The sequence below is a fragment of the Aedoeadaptatus coli genome (assembly GCF_900343085.1).
In the GTDB taxonomy this organism is placed as follows: domain Bacteria; phylum Bacillota; class Clostridia; order Tissierellales; family Peptoniphilaceae; genus Aedoeadaptatus; species Aedoeadaptatus coli.
The window spans coordinates 44,274-64,339 of record NZ_OPYI01000004.1 but is presented as its reverse complement, the minus strand read 5'-3'; the positions used below and the strand labels follow the sequence as shown (position 1 = coordinate 64,339).

Annotated in this window: 15 protein-coding genes; 1 reads left to right on the top strand and 14 read right to left on the bottom strand. The window is 50.5% G+C overall.

Annotated elements, in window-relative coordinates; genetic code table 11:
- Position 1 precedes the first annotated feature (1 nt).
- The 6 genes from DG046_RS02960 to DG046_RS02935 form a co-directional block, all read right to left on the bottom strand.
- On the bottom strand, positions 2 to 211 hold the full coding sequence (locus DG046_RS02960; RefSeq protein ID WP_108831097.1) for a YdbC family protein: 210 nt from the start codon (positions 209 to 211) through the stop codon (positions 2 to 4).
- Between the two features lie 40 nt (positions 212 to 251).
- Positions 252 to 2,822: a heavy metal translocating P-type ATPase gene (locus tag DG046_RS02955; protein ID WP_108831096.1), complete on the bottom strand. Its 2,571-nt coding sequence runs from the start codon at positions 2,820 to 2,822 to the stop codon at positions 252 to 254.
- A gap of 65 nt (positions 2,823 to 2,887) precedes the next feature.
- The gene (locus DG046_RS02950; RefSeq protein WP_159082038.1) at positions 2,888 to 5,701 is read right to left on the bottom strand and encodes a UvrD-helicase domain-containing protein; all 2,814 of its coding nucleotides are present in this window, start codon (positions 5,699 to 5,701) and stop codon (positions 2,888 to 2,890) included.
- The gene (locus DG046_RS02945) at positions 5,691 to 8,135 is read right to left on the bottom strand and encodes a PD-(D/E)XK nuclease family protein (RefSeq protein ID WP_159082037.1); all 2,445 of its coding nucleotides are present in this window, start codon (positions 8,133 to 8,135) and stop codon (positions 5,691 to 5,693) included. The genes DG046_RS02950 and DG046_RS02945 overlap by 11 nt, the downstream gene beginning before the upstream one ends.
- Positions 8,122 to 8,976 carry an ROK family protein gene (locus DG046_RS02940; RefSeq protein ID WP_108831093.1) on the bottom strand — a complete coding sequence of 285 codons (855 nt, stop codon included), beginning with the start codon at positions 8,974 to 8,976 and terminating at the stop codon, positions 8,122 to 8,124. Before DG046_RS02940 ends, DG046_RS02945 begins: the two co-directional genes overlap by 14 nt.
- Positions 8,969 to 9,904: an RluA family pseudouridine synthase gene (locus DG046_RS02935; RefSeq protein WP_108831092.1), complete on the bottom strand. Its 936-nt coding sequence runs from the start codon at positions 9,902 to 9,904 to the stop codon at positions 8,969 to 8,971. Before DG046_RS02935 ends, DG046_RS02940 begins: the two co-directional genes overlap by 8 nt.
- Before the next feature lie 83 nt (positions 9,905 to 9,987).
- Here DG046_RS02935 and DG046_RS02930 point away from each other — a divergent pair, with 83 nt between their 5' ends.
- Positions 9,988 to 10,695 carry an endolytic transglycosylase MltG gene (locus DG046_RS02930; protein WP_108831091.1) on the top strand — a complete coding sequence of 236 codons (708 nt, stop codon included), beginning with the start codon at positions 9,988 to 9,990 and terminating at the stop codon, positions 10,693 to 10,695.
- Between the two features lie 113 nt (positions 10,696 to 10,808).
- On the opposite strand, the gene DG046_RS02925 is transcribed toward DG046_RS02930, so the two are convergent.
- From DG046_RS02925 to DG046_RS02885, 8 genes are all read right to left on the bottom strand, one after another.
- Positions 10,809 to 11,987 carry a M20 metallopeptidase family protein gene (locus DG046_RS02925; RefSeq protein WP_108831090.1) on the bottom strand — a complete coding sequence of 393 codons (1,179 nt, stop codon included), beginning with the start codon at positions 11,985 to 11,987 and terminating at the stop codon, positions 10,809 to 10,811.
- On the bottom strand, positions 11,987 to 12,658 hold the full coding sequence (locus DG046_RS02920; RefSeq protein ID WP_108831089.1) for a hypothetical protein: 672 nt from the start codon (positions 12,656 to 12,658) through the stop codon (positions 11,987 to 11,989). Before DG046_RS02920 ends, DG046_RS02925 begins: the two co-directional genes overlap by 1 nt.
- Positions 12,659 to 12,669: 11 nt before the next feature.
- Positions 12,670 to 13,368 carry a DUF5058 family protein gene (locus DG046_RS02915; protein ID WP_108831088.1) on the bottom strand — a complete coding sequence of 233 codons (699 nt, stop codon included), beginning with the start codon at positions 13,366 to 13,368 and terminating at the stop codon, positions 12,670 to 12,672.
- Positions 13,369 to 13,612: 244 nt separating this feature from the next.
- Positions 13,613 to 14,536: a thioredoxin-disulfide reductase gene (gene trxB, locus DG046_RS02910; RefSeq protein WP_108831087.1), complete on the bottom strand. Its 924-nt coding sequence runs from the start codon at positions 14,534 to 14,536 to the stop codon at positions 13,613 to 13,615.
- A gap of 9 nt (positions 14,537 to 14,545) precedes the next feature.
- Positions 14,546 to 15,562: a type 2 isopentenyl-diphosphate Delta-isomerase gene (fni, locus tag DG046_RS02905; RefSeq protein ID WP_108831172.1), complete on the bottom strand. Its 1,017-nt coding sequence runs from the start codon at positions 15,560 to 15,562 to the stop codon at positions 14,546 to 14,548.
- Positions 15,563 to 15,899: 337 nt separating this feature from the next.
- Complete coding sequence (locus DG046_RS02895) at positions 15,900 to 16,508, bottom strand: MptD family putative ECF transporter S component (protein ID WP_108831086.1); 609 nt, start codon at positions 16,506 to 16,508, stop codon at positions 15,900 to 15,902.
- A gap of 65 nt (positions 16,509 to 16,573) precedes the next feature.
- Complete coding sequence (locus tag DG046_RS02890) at positions 16,574 to 18,310, bottom strand: ABC transporter ATP-binding protein (protein ID WP_108831085.1); 1,737 nt, start codon at positions 18,308 to 18,310, stop codon at positions 16,574 to 16,576.
- Positions 18,303 to 20,021: an ABC transporter ATP-binding protein gene (locus DG046_RS02885; protein WP_108831084.1), complete on the bottom strand. Its 1,719-nt coding sequence runs from the start codon at positions 20,019 to 20,021 to the stop codon at positions 18,303 to 18,305. Before DG046_RS02885 ends, DG046_RS02890 begins: the two co-directional genes overlap by 8 nt.
- Positions 20,022 to 20,066 lie beyond the last annotated feature (45 nt).

The window sequence follows — 20,066 nt, the reverse complement described above, 5'->3', positions numbered from 1 at the left end:
CTTACTTAATCAATTCTCTCAATGCTTCAAATTCGTCCACAGACAAGGTAATGCCCTTGCTCATTTTCGTGTGATCCTCGTTCCAGGAGCGCAGATCGAATTTCGGATCGGCGCCGTTGTAGGATACGCGATTTAATTCTTTTTTCCAACCGTTGGGCGCTTCGGACAAGACGCCGAGGTGCTCCACGATTTCAAATCTAAATTCTGCCACAATTCCTCCTAACAGAAAAAAGCGCCGTCGGCGCTTTCATCTACTCAACCGCTGTGACTGTATAGCCTGCATCTTCCACTGCTTTTTTTAATAAGGCGCTGTCCAGCTTTTCGCCTTCCACGACGGCTTCCTGGGGATCCAAGGTTACCGACGCCTTCACGCCGTCAAGTTCGTTTAACGCTTTGTCGACACGTCCGACGCAATGATTGCAGCTCATGCCGTCGATTTTTAAAATTTTCTTATCCATTTTTTGTGCCTCCTCTTTTTTATTATACCCATGTGCTTTCGATTTTACAGAGGGAATTTCCGCAAAGTTGATTGACTCGGCGGATTCCTCTTTATTTTCCCTTTCCGCCTTTTCTAATGAAAGGAAATTTAATCTCAGGGCGTTGGTCACGACAAAAACGGAGCTGAAGCTCATGGCCAGTGCCGCGATCATGGGGCTCAGGGTGAGGCCGAAGGGCTTGTAGAAAAGCCCGGCCGCCACGGGAATGCAGATCACATTGTAGAAAAAGGCCCAGAAGAGATTTTCCTTGATGTTTCGAATCGTGGCCTTGGAAAGATCCATGGCGCTTACCACATCCATTAAATCGCTGTGCATTAAGACCACGTCGGCGCTTTCCATGGCGATGTCCGTGCCGGCACCGATGGCGATGCCCACGTCGCTTCTGGCGAGGGCCGGAGCGTCGTTGATGCCGTCGCCGACCATGGCCACTTTCCCCGCTTCCTGATACTGACGCACAAAGGCTTCTTTTTCGTCGGGGAGCACACCGGCGTGGACGCGGTCGACGGCCAAGTCCTTCGCAATGACCTTCGCCGTCTTTTCGTTGTCGCCGGTGAGCATGACCAGCTTTTTCCCGGCGGCGTGGAGTTTTTCAAGGGCCGTTTTCGAATTGGCCTTCACCAAATCCTTCGCCGCGATAAGGCCGATAAATTCATCGTCTTTCGCGAAAAACAGTGGCGTCTTCCCCTCGGCGAGAAGGACCTCCAGTTGCCCACGGATCACGGAAAGATCCGCGCCGACGGAGTCCATTAAGGCTTCGTTGCCGCCGTAATAGACCTGGCCGTTTAAGGTGGCCTTCAATCCACGTCCGGGAATAGCTTCAAAATGTTCGAGGCTTAATTTATTTTCTGTTCCGTATTTATCTTCGTAGGCGCGAATCACGCCTTCCGCCAAGGGATGCTCCGAGGGCTTTTCCAGGGCGTAGGCCGTGGCAAAAAGCTCTTCCGCCGAAATGCCCGCGGCCACCACGTCGGTGACGTAGGGCTTGCCCCTCGTGATGGTGCCGGTCTTGTCGAAGATCACCGTTTCCACGTGGTGCAATACTTCCAGGCTTTCGGCGCTTTTGTAGAGCACACCGGCCTTGGCGCCTTTGCCCGTACCGACCATAATGGCCACGGGGGTCGCGAGACCCAGTGCACAGGGGCAGCTGATGACCAGTACGGAGATGGCGAGTTTCAAGGCGAAGGCGGGTTCCGCTCCGAGAGCCAGCCAAATGCCGCCGGTAGCCAAGGCGATGGCGATGACAATGGGGACGAAGATCCCTGCCACTTTGTCGGCAATTTTCGAGATCGGCGCTTTCGTGGCGTTGGCGTCGTCCACGAGGGCGATAATTTTTGCGATGGTGGTGTCTTCGCCTACACGCTTCGCTTCCATAATCAGGCGGCCCTGGCCGTTTGTCGTGGCGGCCATAAGGTCGCTCCCCGCGGTTTTTTCCACGGGAATGGGCTCGCCGCTAAGGGCAGATTCGTCCACGGAGGAAATGCCTTCCACCACCACGCCGTCCACCGGCACATTTTCGCCGGGCTTCAGCAAAATTCTGTCGCCGATTTCAATGGCTTCCACGGGAATTTCTCTTTCCACGCCGTCTTTAATGACCGTGGCCACTTCCGGCGTGAGATCCATGAGGGATCGAATGGCCCCGGAGGTCTTGTGTTTCGCTTTGGCTTCCAAATATTTCCCCAAGTCGATTAAGACCACGATGGTGGCCGCCGATTCGAAGTAGAGCTCGTGGCCGTAGGCGGCGATGCGGGCCATATCCCCGTGGCCGAAGCCGTAGGCCAATTGAAAGATCACGTAGATCCCGTAGATATAAGCCGCGCCGGAGCCCATGGCGATTAAGGCGTCCATATTCGGGTGCTTCCGCGCCATGGATTTTCCGCCGTTGACGTAGTAGTGGCGGTTGAGAAATAAGATGACTGTGGTGAGCATAAATTGCACCAGGGCAAAAATCAACAGATTCTCGTGGCCTTGTAAAATGCCGGGCACCGGCGCGCCCATCATGGAGCCCATGGAGATATACAAGAGGGGAATCAGAAAGATCGCCGAGGTAATAAGGCGCCTGCGCTTTATCTCAAGTTCCTCGGAGAAAGGATCCGCCTCAATGGTTTCACTCTTTTTTTCTTCGCCTTCTAAAAAGCCTTTATAACCCGCTCGATCCACGGCTTCCAACACCGCCGATTCGATGCCTTCCTCGCCCTCCACTTTCATGGAATTGGTGAGGAGATTCACGGCCACATTTTTTACGCCGTCGACTTTTCCTACCTCGCGTTCCACGGCAGCGGAACAGGCGGAGCAGGTCATGCCTTCCACGCGATATTTTCGTTCCATAGGACCTCCTCTCAAATAGTCGTTATTACTTACTGTTTATATCCTACCAATTGAGTGGGATTATGTCAACCGATGGCGGGATGAAGCAGGGCGGCGATCTCTTTTTTCTCCTGCTTCGTGAGTTCCACCTCCGTCCAAATACCGTCCGCCGTGGTAAAAAGATAAAGCTTCGGGAAGGTGCCGGTGATTTTTTCGTAGGCCGTGCCGTAAAGGCCCAGCTGCAGGCGGTAGGTGTCCATGGCGCCGGTCCGAGCCCCTCGCGCCCCGGTTTTATAATCCACGATGGCGATGCCCTCAGGCAATTGGCGCAGCTGATCGTAAAAGCCTTCCAGGATCACGCCGTCGAATTCCGCGCGAAAGGGCACTTCCGTGGCGAGGATTTCGCCGCGGTCGAAAGTGGCGTCATAATTTGTTATGGCCACATCCAGTTCGTCGGCCACGCCGCAGGCCTTTGCGCGGGCCAAAAGTTTATCCCGAAGCGGCCCATGGGGCTTGCGGGCGCGCTGGGCGTAGTGGTGAAACAAAATCCCCAGCTGCAGGTAATCCTTCTCGCTCTTCGGGCTGTCTTTGCCGTCGTCGAAAACGGCCCGTCCCTTTAAGAGGCGGCTTGCGGAGACTACGGGCTTCGTCCGCGCCACGGCAGGTGCCTGAGCGGGCGCTTTTTGCGGTGCAGCCGCTGCATGGGCAGGTGCGGCCACGGGGGCAGGAGTCTCTTCCACAAAATCTATCTCAGACAAATAGCTTTGAAGCCCTTCTCCTTCTTTTGATCTCAGCAAATAGACGTGGCTCTTGGCGCGGGTCATGGCCACGTAGAGGAGGCGCAGATTTTCTTCCCGCGCCTTTTCCGCAGAAGCGGCCCGGTTCATTTCGTAAATCGACGGCGCCGCAGGATTTTTTATGCCCACGCCTCTTTCCTCGCTGTAATTCCACAAGCCGCCTTCGGGGCGAGGCTTGGCGAAGAGATGGCCCAAGTACACCGTGTCGTATTCCAGGCCCTTGGCCTTGTGCATGGTAAGGATCTCCACGGCATAGTCGCCGCCGAATGTGGCCGCTCCCACCTCTTCCGTGGCTTCCGTTTCGCGGAGGCCGTGGAGAAATCCTTCCAAGTGCACGCCCTCCTCGTCGTATTCCTTGGCCATGGCGAGGAGCTGATCCACATTGGCCGCGGCCTGCTCCCCGCCCTCATTAAAGGCATAGGCGCGAAAGCCGCTTTCTTCCACAATGGCTAAGAGAAATTCATAGGCGGAGGATACGGGGCCCATTTCGCCGAAAAACTTTTCCATGCGCACCACACGCTCGCGAACACTTTCTCTGCATGGCGATCCCTTCATCGCATGATAGACATCTTCCTGATTCGCCCCGATAAAGGGCGTGCGCAAAAAGGCCGGGGAAAAATCGCCGGTGATCTTCGCTTCCACGGCGAGCATTAAATCCCGCACTTCCCGGGCGCGGAAAAAACCCTCGGCACTGCGGTTTACGTAGGAAATGCCGTAGTCCCGAAATACGGATTCGTAGATCCCCATAAATTTCTTCCGCCACAAGAGCAGAGCCCGGGATTCCGACGGATGTTTTTGAATGTCTTCCGCAATCCACAGGGCTTCTTTTTTTATGGCCTCTTCCGCCACCTCCTCGCCGGTGAGATCCACGCCCTTAAGGGCCCATTCCCCTTCGCCGTGGCCCGTAATAGGCTCGTAATCGGGAATTTTTTCGGCGAAGAGATCCCCCACGGCGGCCACGAGATCTTTGTGGGATCGGTAATTGTTCAAAAGGGCCATGGCTTCCGTGCCCTCGTTTAAGGCCTCGCCGCGAAAATCGTCTCCCACGGCCACATCGGCGCCGCGAAAGCCGTAGATGGATTGCTTTCTGTCGCCGACGACAAAAAGTTTCCCGTCGCCCTTTAAGGCGCGGAGCATACGAATCTGCAGGGGATTCGTGTCCTGAAATTCGTCGACGAGAATGTGATCGTAGGCGCAGGAAATCTTTCCCGATTCCAAAAGGGCCGTGGCCATTTCCAGGAGATCGCTGAAATCCACGACGCCCATAGTTCGCTTTTCTTTTTGATAGGCTTCATCGAGGAGTTTTAGGGCGCGGCCGATGGCTTCGATAGTGGGATGATTTTTCTCCTCTTCACGTAAAAGCAGGCGATTTTTTAATGCTTCGTTCCGCTCTTTTATGTCTTCGTCCATTTTCAGCGAGGAGCCGTCGGGCATGGCCAGAAGAAAGGCCCGCTGTTCCTCATCACTTCTGTTTTTTAATGCCTCGAGATCCTCAGCGTCCAAATACTTGGCCAGCTTCGATGATTTGGTCTTTAGTGCGCCGCAAAGGGCGGGCAGAAAATCCACGTAATCTTTCAGGGGGTCGGCGCCCGTTACTTGCCGGGGGCGAAAATCCCCAAGGGCACCCCGGGTGCGAAGGGCGTCGTAGCTTTTTAAGAGTTCATATTTAAAATTGTTCGCCGTGGTGCCCGATGTTTCGAGGAAGGAAATAAAATCCTCGTCGGAAAAAATATCCTTCGCCACCTTTTCGTAGCTCTTCTCCAAAAGGGCGTCGGTCTCGCCTTCCGCCAGCTGAACCATGCCGCCGAAGGTGTCCGCCTCCACGGCGTAAATGGAGAGCAGGTAGCGGCAAAAGCCGTCGATGGTCTTGACCACCAAGCGGTCCGTCTCCTCTTCCGTGAGGCTCGCCGCCATGCGGGCTGCCATTTCCTCGGCGGCCCGATTGGTGAAGGTAATGGCCAGAACATTTTCGTCGGTATTCGGCAGAATCTCCTTCACCCGCTCGGTGAGTACTTTGGTCTTCCCCGCGCCGGCGCCGGCGGTGAGAAAGACGGAGCGGTCGTAGGACATTATGGCTTCCCGTTGCTCTTTATCAAATGGCATCCGACGCCTCCCTTCTGCACAGATCCCCGTAGGAACAATACTTACACACATTTTCATCCATGGGCGCTCTGTTGAAATCGCCACGTTTGATGGCGGCGAGGACATCGCCAAGTGCGACCTCCGCCTCGTTTAGAAAATCATCGAAGGCCTCGCCGTCGTACTTTCTTTCATTTCTCAGGCGACTGTACACGCCGGCCCGCGTCGTGTCCCGGGCCATAATGGACACATTCCCGTTTTCTACGGACACATATTCCAACGACGCCGGCCGATTGCCCATGTGCCGACGAGCCAGGGCGTAAAGGGCGATCTGCATCACCTTGTAGGCCGCCATGTTTTCGTATGCGGGGAGACCGCCGGACTTGTAGTCGATGAGGATTTCGTCGCCCGATTCATTCCTGTCCACACGGTCGATGACGCCGTGGATCTCCACATCCTTAAAGGGATAGGTGAAAGATGTCTCAAAGGCTGCGGGATGAAAGGCGCCGTTTTTCTTTTCATCATTCAGGCGTTCTTCCTCCCCTTCAATGGCGGCGAGAAGGGCCCGGGCCATGGTCTTCTTCTCCCAAGCCCAAAGGTAGTCGGGCTTCAAGGGGGCCAGGTTTTCGTCGTAGGCCGCTTCCACAAAGGCATCCAGTGCGTCTTTCGAAAGTCTCCCGGAAAAATAAAGTGCCAGCGCTTCGTGGTAAATGCTTCCCTTGGCCATGGCCGGGCGGCCGTCTTCTTCTTCCGGCGCGCTTTTTAAGATGCGATCGGCAAAGTAGCTGAAGGGGCAGCGCAAATAGCCGTCGATGGCCGAAGGCGAAAGACCCTTTTCTCTCAGTTCATCGGCTAAAACCTCCGCCGCTTCCTCGGAAAACACGCTCTCTTCCGCAATCAGGTCCCAATTTTTTTCGTAAGCTTCCCCGGTTTTATCCAAATCTTCCACGGGGAAATTCTTTTTTAATTCCGTAAATACCTGCGCCTCCTCCCCGTCCCCCACTTTGTAGAGCAGGGATTTTTTCGACGAGGCCATTAAGTAATTCAATCGATCGGTCATCTCTTCGCCCTGAAAAAAATTCACGTAGAGCCCGACTTCCATGACGGATTTCGCGATGGCCCGATTCATTAAGCTGTCCTCCTTCTTGGCGGGAATAAATCCCCCATCGAGTGAGGACACGAAGAGAAGGTCGTAATCGCCGCCGTAGGCCTCGTCTAAAGACAAAATTTCCACGCCGGGGGCAGCTTCTTTTTCCAAAAAGCCGCAAAGGATGGATTCAAACTCGCGGCCGGAAATTCTGCCGTAGTCTCCTTCCGCCTCGGCCAGGGCGTCGGCGATCATTTTTGCCAACCCCTCGCCGAACGCTTCCGCCGCTTCTTCCGTGCGACGGGCGAAATCGCTCCAGCTGCCTTCGTTATCATGCTTCCATGTCCTTAAAAGGGCTTTGTATCGAATCAACAGCTCCTTTGTCTCGGGAAATAAGTAGTAGGGCAGGGAGCTTTCGTCGATTTCAGAAAGATCCTTCACGCCCAAGGTCTCTATGGCCGCCGCCAACTCATGGGCATCTTCCACTTCCGCCAAATCTCCCCGCAAAAAGGCGCAGGCGGAAGGCCCGTCTTCTCCCCGCCGCCACAAGAGGCGCAATTGGTGAAGAGTGTCCTCGCCGAGGACGTAGGCGGAGCCCGCCGCCGGAATCTTCGCCAAGGCAAAGTGGGCCCTCATCGCCGCCCGATCCTCTTCTCTATTCATGGCCACGCCGATCCTTGCCGCGGGATTTTCCGCGAGAGCCGATGCCGCTTTTTTCACCATGTGGCGAAATGCCCGCTCCCCGTTTACCGTTTGATACAGGGCCACAGCTTCCGGTTCTATTTTCTCCTCGAAGGGGCTGACCTCCACCACGTGGGCCGCGGCGTCCAATTTTTTTAAGAGCAGGCGATGGCGTTCCTTGTAATGAGAGAATCCCACAAAAATATACTTACGCTCGGAATCCACCTCCGCCGCCATGGCCTCTTTAAAAACTTCACCTTCCGTGACGCAGTCCGCCGCCTCCACGGCGGATTCGTAGGCGGAAAGGAAACCACGCACATCCCCCCGCCAGCTGTAGGGCAGGTCCTTTTCCTCAAGGCCCAAATACTTCACATCGTCGCACCACTGAAAGAGGCGGCGAATTTTTTCCATGTCCCTGAGCGGTGCGAATGCCGTATCCCCTTCTTCCAACCGCTTTCGAAAAACGTAGGCCGCCCGCCACAGATTGCGGGGACGGGTCATGGCCAGCTCCTCCATAAGGTCGTCGAAGGTGAAAAAGTTGACGCCTAAAAATCCCACGCCCCGCGATAAAATTTCTTTGCTCCGCGCGATCCACTTGCGATTGGGCATAATAAAAGTGGCGCCCTTGAAATCCACTTCATCCACCAAAGACTCCACGCCGCTTCCCATGGGCTTCTCAATGATTTTCACGACCTCTCCTTTCTTTTTTCGCAAGAAGCATAGCCCCCACCATGCCGCCGTCGTTTCCCAAACGGGCGGCTTCCAAGGGGGCGCGGACATTGGTGTTGCCCCGGCGGAGCATGGCCGCCTTTAAGCGCGCCACAATACTCGGGGCGTAGGTAATCATGCCGCCGCCGATTAAAATGGCCGAGGGGTTTAACACATTTTCAAGGCCGATGAGGTAATCCGCCGCGCCTTCGATAAAAGCCTGCGCCGAGGCTTCATTCGATGCCAGAAAATCGTCGCCCCGTTCGTAGCCCGCCGCCTTCATGAGGGCGTGAAAAGCCCTTGCGCTGAAATAGCCTTCGGCGCAGCCTCTTTGGCCGCAGGCGCAAAGAACGCCGCCTTTCTCTACGATGATGTGTCCGATCTCCATGGCGGATCCGCGGCTTCCTAAATACAATTCGCCGCCGCTGTAAAAAGCGCCGCCGATGCCCGTACCCATGCCCACGTAGAGGACGTGATCGTCCCGGCGATTTTCCATCTCTCCCACGAGGGCGCAGTTAATGTCGTTTTCCAAACTATCCAGGCGAATGCCCTTATCCGCCAGAGCCTCGCCCAGGGGATAGCCCTGCCAACCCGAAATATTTCCGCCTAAATCGGAAAGGGCCTTATTTTCTCTGTCCACGGTGCCCGCCGTGGCGATGCCGAAAGCTTCGTAATCAAAGGGCGCCGTCATGCGGGCGATTTCATCTACTACTTTGTCGGGATCCTTCGGCGTCGGGGCGCGGTCTGTGCGAATCAGTTCCCCGCCGCGAAAAACGCCGAGCTTCATGGTGGTGCCGCCGATGTCCAAGCCTAAATCATACATGGAGGCTCTCCCTGATGCGCTGAAATTTTCCCTTGGGCTCGGACGTAAACACCTTGCCGGACACTTCGGGGAAGTCCTCGGTTTCGGGAAAGACCAATTTGTAGGCGTGAAGCAATTGGTGGTGCAATTCGCCGAAGCGGCGGGAGGCGTGGCCGTATTTTCTGTCCCCGAGAACGGGATGACCAATGGATGCCAACTGCTGGCGAATCTGATGGGTGCGCCCGGTAATGAGCTCCGCCTCCACCAGGGTGTAATCCCCCGTGGTCTTTATGGGCCGGTAGATGCCCACGGCATCCTTCCCATCGTCGCCTTCCACGACCCGGTTCTTATCCCCGTCCTTTGTCAGGCGATTTTCCACCTTCCGTTCTTCCTTCAACTCTCCTTCCACAATGGTCATGTAATACTTCTCCACTTCCCGGTTACGAAGCCATGCGTTGGCCGCCCGGAGGCCCGCCGCCGTCTTCGCCCCCAAGATCAGACCGCTGGTGTTTCGGTCCAGGCGATTGCAAATGGAGGGGACGAAGGTCTTTTCCGCCCGAGGGTTGTAGCTCTTCGTGTGGATCAAATAGGCCAACATATCGTCCACCATGTTCCGCTCATAGGCCTTGCCCGTGCCGTGGCTCAACACGCCCACGGGCTTGTCCATAATAATGAAATCTTCCGATTCGAAGACGATGGCGGGAAACTTTCCCTTCACGGACTTCGGCGCCTTGGAAAACTTCGCCAGCGTCTCGTCGGAAAAATAGATTTCCACCGTATCTCCGAGGGCCAAGACATCTTCCTCCTTGGCCTTTTTACCGTTGACCGTAATGCTTTTCTTTCGAATGGATTTATAAATCAGCGACGCCTTGGCATTGGGAAGCAACTTTTTTAAATAGCGATCCAAGCGCATGCCGGCGTCGTTTGTGTCAATTTTATTAGAGATCACGAGAGCCTCTCTTTCTTTCACGTTCCTGTGATATAATAACCTTATTATAATTATATCGAAATCGACAGGAAAGGGAAAACAGCATGAAATCTAACGGAAGAGTTTCGAAAGTATTCGTAAACTTTTTGCGCTTTGTCGTCGTCATACTGGTGGTTCTCGTCCTGCTGTTCATCATAAAGTGGCGCATGAACCACTTGTTTTCCATGATGACGCCGGAAGAGAGAAAAGACACCACCATTACCGAGGAAATTCGCTCCTCAAAGGAACAAATCGGCCAGATCTCCAGCGCCGCCAAAGATGCATCGGAAAAAACCACCTTACTTAAAATAGAAACGACGGATCCGGATTCCGTGGCCAAGCGCTTAAAGGAAGTGGGCCTCATTAACGATGCCACGGCCTTCAGCAATAAGGCCAAGCGCTCCGGCATGGCCCGCTACATTACGGCGGGAAGCTACGAAATTCCCGAAGGCGCCAGTCCCGAAACCATTTTGAAACTACTCACGGAAAACGGCTTGCAAAAGGCCACCCGCACCATCACCATCGAAATTCCCGAAGGTGCCAACGACGAAATGATCGCCGATGTAATCATGAAAGAAGATTTAGTGGCGGACAGAGCCACCTTCCTTCAAATGATTCGCGACGCCGGCGCCGTGCCCAAGATTAAACCGGGGGGCTACCAAATTCACGCGCCCCTTACGGCCACGGAACTTTTGAACATTTTAATGAGCCAGAGCGAACAGGAAAATCCCGCACCCCAAGGTGAGCAACCGGCACAACCGGCACAACAATAAGCGCGAAAAAGCCGCCCGATGGAAATCATCGAGCGGCTTTTTCATGCAGTTATCATACTATTCGGAGATGACATGTAATTGAATGGCTTCCGCTTTTCGGACGCTTTCTTCGTTCAAGACAAATTTCCAACGGCTGTTACAAAGTAATCGACGCCTTTGATTAAAATGTCTTCGTCGACCATAAATTTGGGATTATGATTCGGATAGATGACACCGTCACATTCTTTTGAGGTGTTTAAGAAAGTAAAACAGGCCGGTGCTTCTTGAGCGAAATAGGCGAAATCTTCGCTTCCCATGCTCGCCTTTTTCATGCACTTGACGCTGTCTTCCCCAAAGGCTTCCTGGCTGAGGTCGATTAGTTTTTGAGTAAGTTCTACGTCGTTAATTAAGGCAGGGTAGCCAAACTTGTAATTAATTTCCGCTTTGCCACCATAGCTTTCCGCCGTGCTCTTGCAGATTCTTTCACAGCCTTCGGCGATTAATTTTCGCACTGATTCGTTTAAGCAGCGAACGGTTCCGTTAATGGTTACCTTGTTCGGAACAATATTGTACTGGCTTCCACCGTGAATTTGTCCGATGGTAAATACCGCGGAATCCAAAGCGTTTACTCGGCGAGCCATGAAGGCTTGAAGTGCAAGGACCGCCGATGCTGCCATGGGAATCGGGTCGATGGTGTCGTGAGGATAGGCGCCGTGTCCGCCTTGTCCAATGAAGTCGATGGTAAATTCGTCTAAGGACGCCATCATAGGCCCCGGAACAAATCCCATTTGACCGATTTCGATTTCACCGGAGAGAACGCCGACGTGTTGACCCAGAATATAATCGACCTTCGGTTCATTTAAGCATCCCGCATCGATCATCGGTTTGGCGCCGCCGTCTTTTTCTTCGGAAGGTTGGAAAAGTAGTTTCACCTTGCCGGCCCATTTATCCTTGTTTTCGTTTAAAACGATCCCCGTCGTCAACAATATCGCCGTATGGCAATCGTGCCCGCAGGCGTGCATATTGCCATTTTCAGATTTAAAGGGTAGGTCCGTTTCCTCTTTAATCGGCAGTGCGTCCATATCCGCTCTCAAACCGATGGTTTTACCGGGACTGCCGCTATCAATGAGAGCAACAACAGCAGAGCCGTCCACGATTACCTCATAGGAAATTCCATGCTCGTCCAGTACAGAGCAGACATACTTCACGGTTTTTTCCAAATCAAAGCCGATTTCGGGAATTTGATGGAGGTCTCTTCTGAATTTAATCAGATTTTCTTCTGCTTTTTTTCGATCGAATTCCAATTTCTTCATTACTTTTCCTCCTTTTTCCTCGTTTTAATACCAAAGAAGATCGTCGCAAAGACTGCCGCCGGAACAATGACGAAAGTCGGCAAACCGGCTTTAAGCATAATGACGGTTAAGACAAGCGCAAAGATCCCACTCTTTAAATCCTTAATCGCGAACATGGCATACATCGAACCGAAAATAGAAGGTGCGATAAAGTCAAAAGCAGCTAATACCGAATCCGGCAAGACGGAAATAATATAACTTCCCGCAACTGCAGCCAAGACCGTGACGATTAAGTTCGTAATAATCGAACCTGCAATCCCGAGTGTCGAAACAAGTTCCGCCTTCTTCGTGCCGGGCTCGACCTTTACAGCCGCTTGGGCTAGGGCCGAGCAAGGCACCCGCATATTACCTAAGTTGCCGGAAATGAAGCCCATAAAGGTTCCGGGAAGTCCCAAGACGGGGAAGTAGGAGATCGGTTCAATTATGTAGTATGAACCGAAAATTGCCGCAATCAGCGCCCAGCCTTTTAAAATGTTTGCCATTCCGGGAAAAGCACTGTATCGAATGGAAATGTATAAGGCTGGCAAAAAGGAAAATAGTACGCCGAGTAAGTTTAATATTCGACCTAATTTAATAACCGGTTGTGTATACTGCGCGTCGTATTCTCGATCGATGTTTAATTTATCAGTCATATGAACCCTCCCTATGAACGGAAAATACTTCCTGCGATCATGCCGATGATCAAAGCGAAGCCCAGGTTAAATTCCATCAATGCAGGAACTTTCTCACCCAACTTGTTTAAAAGAATCATGGAGATACCCGCTACAACTGCGGCGACCATATTCTCACTTGAAGTGATCGCATTGCTGACCGCCAAGAAACCCATAGCACCGCACATGCCGGAAATCGAAATAATACTCGTGATTTTCGTATCCCCTTTGGTCAACTTGAAGGAGATGCTGTCCAATTTGTCCGTCAATAAACTTACTACTAACAACCAGCCGCAGCCATTTAATGCCATGACCCAGCAAGCGTTTGCGTAATTGACCAAACTATAATCGGGAGAATCCAAAGTCGTGCCCATGGCTTGTGCCGCCATTTCAGCCGCCGTTAATTCAGTATGGGCCGCACCGATGACAGAGAGTCTTTGCCATGCCAGAGGGCCGCCTATTTTGGAAATAAGTCCAAGCATGACGACAAATACGCCTAATGCCGGGCCGATGGCGGAAATTGCGCCTGTTCGGAATGCCTTCTTTTGATCCTCGGGTGTTAAATTCACTAAGGGACTTACTTTTTTTACCTTGGTGCTATAGCTAATAGCTAACGCACCTACAATTGCCACCAACGGTAAAGATAATAGCCAGAGTATAGGATCATTTGCGTACGTTAAGTAAGAGTTCATAAAGCCCTCCTTTTCTTGTATTTAGTATCTCTTACACATTGACTGTATCACCCCCCCCCGATCTTGTCAACCCGTATTTTGACTTTTTTATTGTAAAATATGTTTTTCTCGAGAATTTTTGCTTTTAAATGGTTTATGGTGGATTGAATTTGTACTTATTTATTTGGTCTGGTTAAAAATATTTAATTCCACAAAAAAACAGCTATGCGAGATTTTGCATAACTGTTTCAAAAATTAATTTAATTTAATCGTATTGGACGATGCGCTTGGCCACGGCCATGGCGGCGACGCAGCCTTCTCCGCAGGCGTTAATGACCTGGCGGAAGTTTTTGTCCACGATGTCGCCGGCGGCGTAGATGCCGTCGACAGCGGACATTTGGTTTTCGTCTACTTTCACATAGCCCCTGTTCAATTCCAGAAGGCCTTCCAAAAATTCCGTTTGCGGCTTCACGCCCACGTAGATGAAAATTCCCATGGGTCGGTCGCCTTTTTTCACCGTGAAAGTCTCGTCGGTTTTGTTGTTGTAGAGGACGAGGCCGTCGGCCATGGCATCCCCTAAGACTTCCTTCAGCTCCGTGTTCCACATGACGGAAATATTTTCGTGGGCCAGGGCCTTTTCCGCCAAGAAGCGCTCGGCGCGGAAGCTGTCTCTGCGGTGAGCGATGGTGACCTTCGCCCCTAAATTGGCCATATAAAGCGCCTCTTCCACGGCGGAATTGCCGCCGCCGATGACGTAGACGTCGCCGTTTTGGTAGAAGGCACCGTCGCAGGTGGCGCAGTAGCTGATGCCGCGGGAGACGAATTTGTCTTCCCCGGGAACGCCCAGGCGATTGGGCTTGGAGCCCGTGGCCACGAGGACGTATTTGCCTTCGTAGCTGCCGCTCTCCGTCTTCACGATTCTCCTCTCGCCCGCTGACTCAACGGAAACCACCCGCTCGCGAATGGTGGCGGCGCCGAAAGAGGCCGCTTGCTTCGCCATGCGCATGCCGATGTCCATGCCCGTGTCCTCCGGAAGTGCCCCGGGGAAATTTTCCAGTGACATGGTGAGGCTCATTTGGCCGCCGTCCATCTCAGGCTCGAAGATCACCGTGTTCAAGTGGGCGCGGCTCGCGTAAATGGCGGCGGTGAGCCCGGCCGGGCCGCCGCCGATAATCATCAGATCGTACATAATTCCCTCTTATTTCAATAATTCCAAAAGACGGCCCGTGGCTTTCCACTTCACCTGTCTTAATTCGTCGATATTCTTCGCTCCAACCAGGACCATGACGATTTTTACCTTGTTGATCAAATCATCCAAATACACCGAGGCGTAGTCCACGCCGCCGTGTACGATGTATCTCAAAATCTCGCCACTAATGGCGCACATGTCGGCGCCGAGAATCAAGCACTTCACCAGATCCAGGCCGTTTCGTATGCCGCCGGACGCGGTGATGTGGAGATCCTTCTTACCCAGTGCCACGGCTTCGTGAAGGGCGTAGGCCGTGGGAATCCCCCATCCGTAAAGCTCCGTCATGTCCGAATTAAAGTAGCGGAGATTTTCCACTTCAAAGAAATTCGTGCCGCCGTAGCCGGAAATATCCACGTGGCGAATGCCCAAATCGTAGAGCCGCTCGATAACGGAAGCGTCCATGCCGAAGCCCACTTCCTTCACCAAAACCGGCACGTCCAGGGCCTCGTTTGCGGCGCGAATCCGCTCCGCCGTGCCGCGAAAATCCCGGTCGCCCTCTTCCATGGCCAGCTCCTGCGCCGGATTTAAATGGATCTGAAGGGCGTCGGCGCGAATAATCTCCACGGCCTTCTTCGCCTCGTCCACAGAGAGATTGCCATTCATGTTCCCGAGGACGATGCCCTCGTCGCCGATAATTTCCCGCACGATTTCAAAACTTTCCACGGCTTCCTCATCTTCCATAGCGATGGTTTCACTGCCCACAGCCATGGGGAGATCGAAGCGCTTGGCGAGCTGAGCCAAATCCGCATTGATGTTTTCCGCAAACTCCGTGCCGCCGGTAATGGCGTTGATCATGAGGGGAAAATGAATCTTCTTGCCCAAATACGTGGTAGACGTGTCAATTTCGTCGACGGAAAGTTCCGGCAGCGAAATATGGGGCAGGTACATATCGTTGAAAAGCGGATCCCCTCGGTAGTCCGTCTTCAGATAATTTTCGACATGCTCTCTTTTTCTGTATTTTCTCACTTTCATCCCAGCCTTTACTTACTATGATGAATCTATCATACCATCAAATCCATGTGGCCTCAAAGAAATTTATACTATTTATCACCTAAAATTTTCCGAGGATGTGCGACGCTTTTCTCCCCATGAAAAAACCGCCCGAAGGCGGCTTTGGATTGGCGGTTTAGAAAAACTGATTCAGAAAATCTTTAGACAATGAAAAAGGCTATGAGTTTGAGTGCTCATAGCCTTTTATTTAATTTTTATAATTTTCTGCCTGTTCTAAAACCATATCAAAAATTTCTTCGCTCCATTGAGGAGGATATCCGTTTTTATAAAGCGGGAAAATGATCGGCTCATCTTATTTGAGCTTGCTCTGCTGAGTGCTTTTCTCAAAGAACTTATTGTTGATGAATACTCCGAAAAATCCGGCTAACAAGCACAGCACAACATTAACGGCAGCAGCTATCAAAATCACTTCATTTGTATAGGCGGCAACCATTTGTGCTGCTTGTTCTGGAGAAAAGGTAGATGACATATATTTTACTAAACCTTCGACGCCTAAAATTTTTGTTAAAAGAATACTGTGCATCGAATCGGTAAACATGACAACACTAAAAGCAATGGCGATGCGTTTGCTATTATCGTACTTTCCGATAATCAGCTCGCAGACAATCCCTGCAATCAGAGTAATCGGAATCATGATCCCATAACCTAAAATTGCATATACCAACCCAAGCACAGCCCAAAAGAGAAGCGCTGTGCCACGCTTTTGTACTTTTCGAGCCGCAATCACAAAGGTCGGTCCGATCACAAAAGCGGCAAACCCGGCTGAAATGTAGAGGGCAGCCATGCCTAAAAGTCCCGTCAGCATACTGATTCCAAAGGAGACAACACAGCCAATTACTGCCAATACGGCGATCTGTACAATATTTTTTAGTTTTTCATCATAAAATTCCTTTCTGAACATTTAATTTTCGACAACATCAGGCACATTCATTTTTTTGTCGAAGATGTTGTTGTTAGTTCCAAACTTTAATTTGCGAATCTCCAGCTTTCCGCCTTGCTTCTCGATTCGATAAGATCTCGATAAAGACCTCCTTGCAGCATCAATTCATCATGTGTACCGCACTGCTCAATCCCTGCTTTGTTCAGTACCAAAATCCGGTTTGCATTACGGATCGTCTTCAAGCGGTGCGCGATCATGATGACGGTTTTGTTTTGAGTAAGGGCTTCAATAGCTGCTTTCAGCTTGTCTTCGTTTTCCGGATCAACATTTGCAGTAGCTTCATCAAAGATGATAATCGGTGCATCTTTCAGCATTGCCCTGGCAATGGAAATGCGCTGTTTTTCTCCGCCGGAAAGACTTGTTCCACCTTCTCCGATCATGCTCTGATAGCCATCGGGCAAGGCAGAAATAAAGTCATGGCACTGAGCCTTTTTTGCCGCCGCAATCACATCATCGCGGGTGGCATTTGGGCATCCGAATTTAATGTTGTTTTCAATCGTATCGGCAAAAAGATAGACATCTTGGAAGACCATCGAAATATGATTCATGAGATTTTCGAGGGAGTAATCTTTTATGTTCTTTCCTCCAAGGCGAATCTCTCCTGAATTGACATCCCAAAAGCGAGAGATCAAATTGCAAAAAGTTGTTTTCCCTGAACCAGACGGCCCTACGATAGCCGTCATTGATCTTTCGGGGACATAGCAAGACACATTATTTAAGATTGGCTTTTCGCCATAGGCAAAGGAAACATTTTTAAATTCAATATCGTGTTGCTGAAGTGCATCATTGATATGACCTTCCGGCATATCTTGCATTTGATTGACGTAATCATAAGAATCCATCGCGTTGTCAATGGTTCTAAGCATGGCCATAGCACTACCAGAAGCCAATAAACTGTTAAAAATCACAAAACTGGCAACCAGCGTCATGATGGTATAATCCAAAGCAAGCTCTCCCGAAAAGTAGCATGAAAGTGCTGTGGCAATCATAACCGAAATCGTGATCGCAATGATGATTTTCAGCAGTACCGTGTAAGGTGTAACGGCCTTTTCAAGGCTCAACATCGATTTTTTTGTTTCTTCAAAACTTTGATCCAACTTGTTGTTATTTGGCCCGCCCAAGTTATAGGACTTGATGATCTGCATACCTTGCAAGGTTGCCAGTACTTCTTTCGTGAGATCGTTTTGTACAACAGAAACTCGATCCGAACTCTTTTTAGATCTTTGCTGCATTAAAGCGGCCGCCGCCAAGAAAATCAAAGACCCAGCGATAGCAATGAGTGCAATTTTCCAATGCAGCATAAAAAGGGACAGGATAAATACCACGGTAACAAGCAGACCGCCGAATACCATAATAAAAAGTGTGGGCACCCAAGTTTCGAGACTGTCCAACTTTGTCGTCGCAATGGCCGTTAAATTTCCTAAGCTAAAATCATTGAAAAAGCCCATTGGCACTTTTTTGATTTTTCCTCCCATAGCGATACGTTTATTTGCGGCTGTAAAATAGCCGGCATGCGTTTGCTTAAGCATGGAATTTTTCTTAGAAATAATGATGCCCAGTAAGGAAAGCAATAAGAATGCGCTGCACATACCAATCGTCTGCCACGTAATTTCCTGCTTTATAATCGCCGCAATGACCAAATAGATGGCCATAAATTGAAAAACGTTAAAAATCGCGCCCAAAAAACTCCAGATCACCGAGGAGCGAATCATTCCTTGCTCACGCTCTGCAAATTTCCATAACTTCTTAAATGTATTAATCATTTTCTTCACCTCGCATGGCCGCACTCCACAATTCTTGGTAAACCGGAGAATCTTTTAATAGTTTATCGTGTGTTCCGTGATTTTCAACATATCCATCATGGATAACAAATATTTGATCCACATCTGCAATGGTTTTCAGTCGATGGGCGATAATAATGAGCGTTTTGCCTTTTACCAATGTGGCGATGGCATCTTGCAAAATAGCTTCATTTTCTGGATCGATATAGGAAGTGGCTTCATCCAAAATGACAATCGGTGCATCTTTGAGCATGGCGCGTGCAATAGAGATGCGTTGGCGCTCACCGCCGGAGAGATGCCCGCCACCTTCTCCGGCAACCGTTTCATAGCCTTGTGAGAGCTTCATAATGAAATCGTGGCAGCCCGATTTTTTAGCGATTTCTATAATTTCCTCATCCGTTGCATTTTTTTTGCCGATGCGAATATTATCTTTGATGGAAATATCAAACAAATAATTGTCTTGAGATACATAAGAAATAGCATCCGAAAGCTGTTCTAAAGGCATATCCTTGAGAGCTATGCCACCAATTGTTATGGTGCCACTATCGGTATCCCAAAATCCGGCGAGGAGCTTTGCAACGGTCGATTTCCCTGAGCCAGAATACCCGACGAGTGCATTGACACTACCTTCATTGATGTACAGATTGACATCCTTGATAACCTGTTTGTTGTCATCGTAAGAGAAATTCACGTGATCGAAAGTGATGTCATAGCGTGAAATGTTTTGTGTACCGGTTGCGTGGGATAACTCTTTTGAGTTGAGAACTTTTTCAATCTCACCGGCAATGGTTTTGATGCGCCCCATATCGTCCTCATAAGACATCACCTGCATGATATTTGAGATTGTGCCAAACGATAAAATAATCAACATCAAAAGATGAGCGCCGCTTAGGCTACCTTGCATACAGAAGAAAAGGCCAAACGGAATGATAGTTAAAATACCCATCGGTGCAAGCGACATGCTCACCGCATAATCGTTGTTGTTCAAGCCCATCCACTTGCAGTAATAATCTGCTTTGGCATAAACATTATCGCTGTATTTTTTATAGGATGTATCGCCTTGATTAAAAGACTTAATGACTTCGATGCCGTTGATATATTCCACAATTGAGTTGTTCATGTCTTGACCAATTTTGACTGCTTTGGGAAACATTTTAGGCATGCGCTTCATCGGGCCGGCCATAAAAAACATGCCGATCACAAGAGGAACCAGTGCCAAGAGCGAAACGCGCCAATCGAGTACAAACATGTAAACAAGAAGTAAAACCGGGCCAACAATATTAGCGGTCATTTCAGGAATCAGGTGAGCCAGGGTTGTCTCCATGCTATCAACTTGATTCACGATGACATCTTTTAGCTTTCCTGTGCTTAAATTCAAAATGTTTCCTAACGGCATTTTGAAAAGTTTGTCCATGATATCTCGCCTGATTTCACACAAAGCACCATAGGTCGCCGTATGAGAAATCGTGGTGGAAATACCCATAAAAACTTCTTTTGCGCACAGCAGCGCGAGAATACTGAGGACTCCTTTAGTATAAAAAGCAAAATCTGTATTCCCTGCAATGAGGGCAATGATCATTTTGCTCAAGAGCACATAGGTAAAAAGTCCTGCCAGTACACCCAAAACGGCAAAAAGAACCGAGAAAAAGTAGTCGGTCTTATTTTTGGCGATGTACTTTTTCAATAAGTTCATATCAAAAAACCTCCTTAATAAATGAATGAAATGCGGAAATTGATG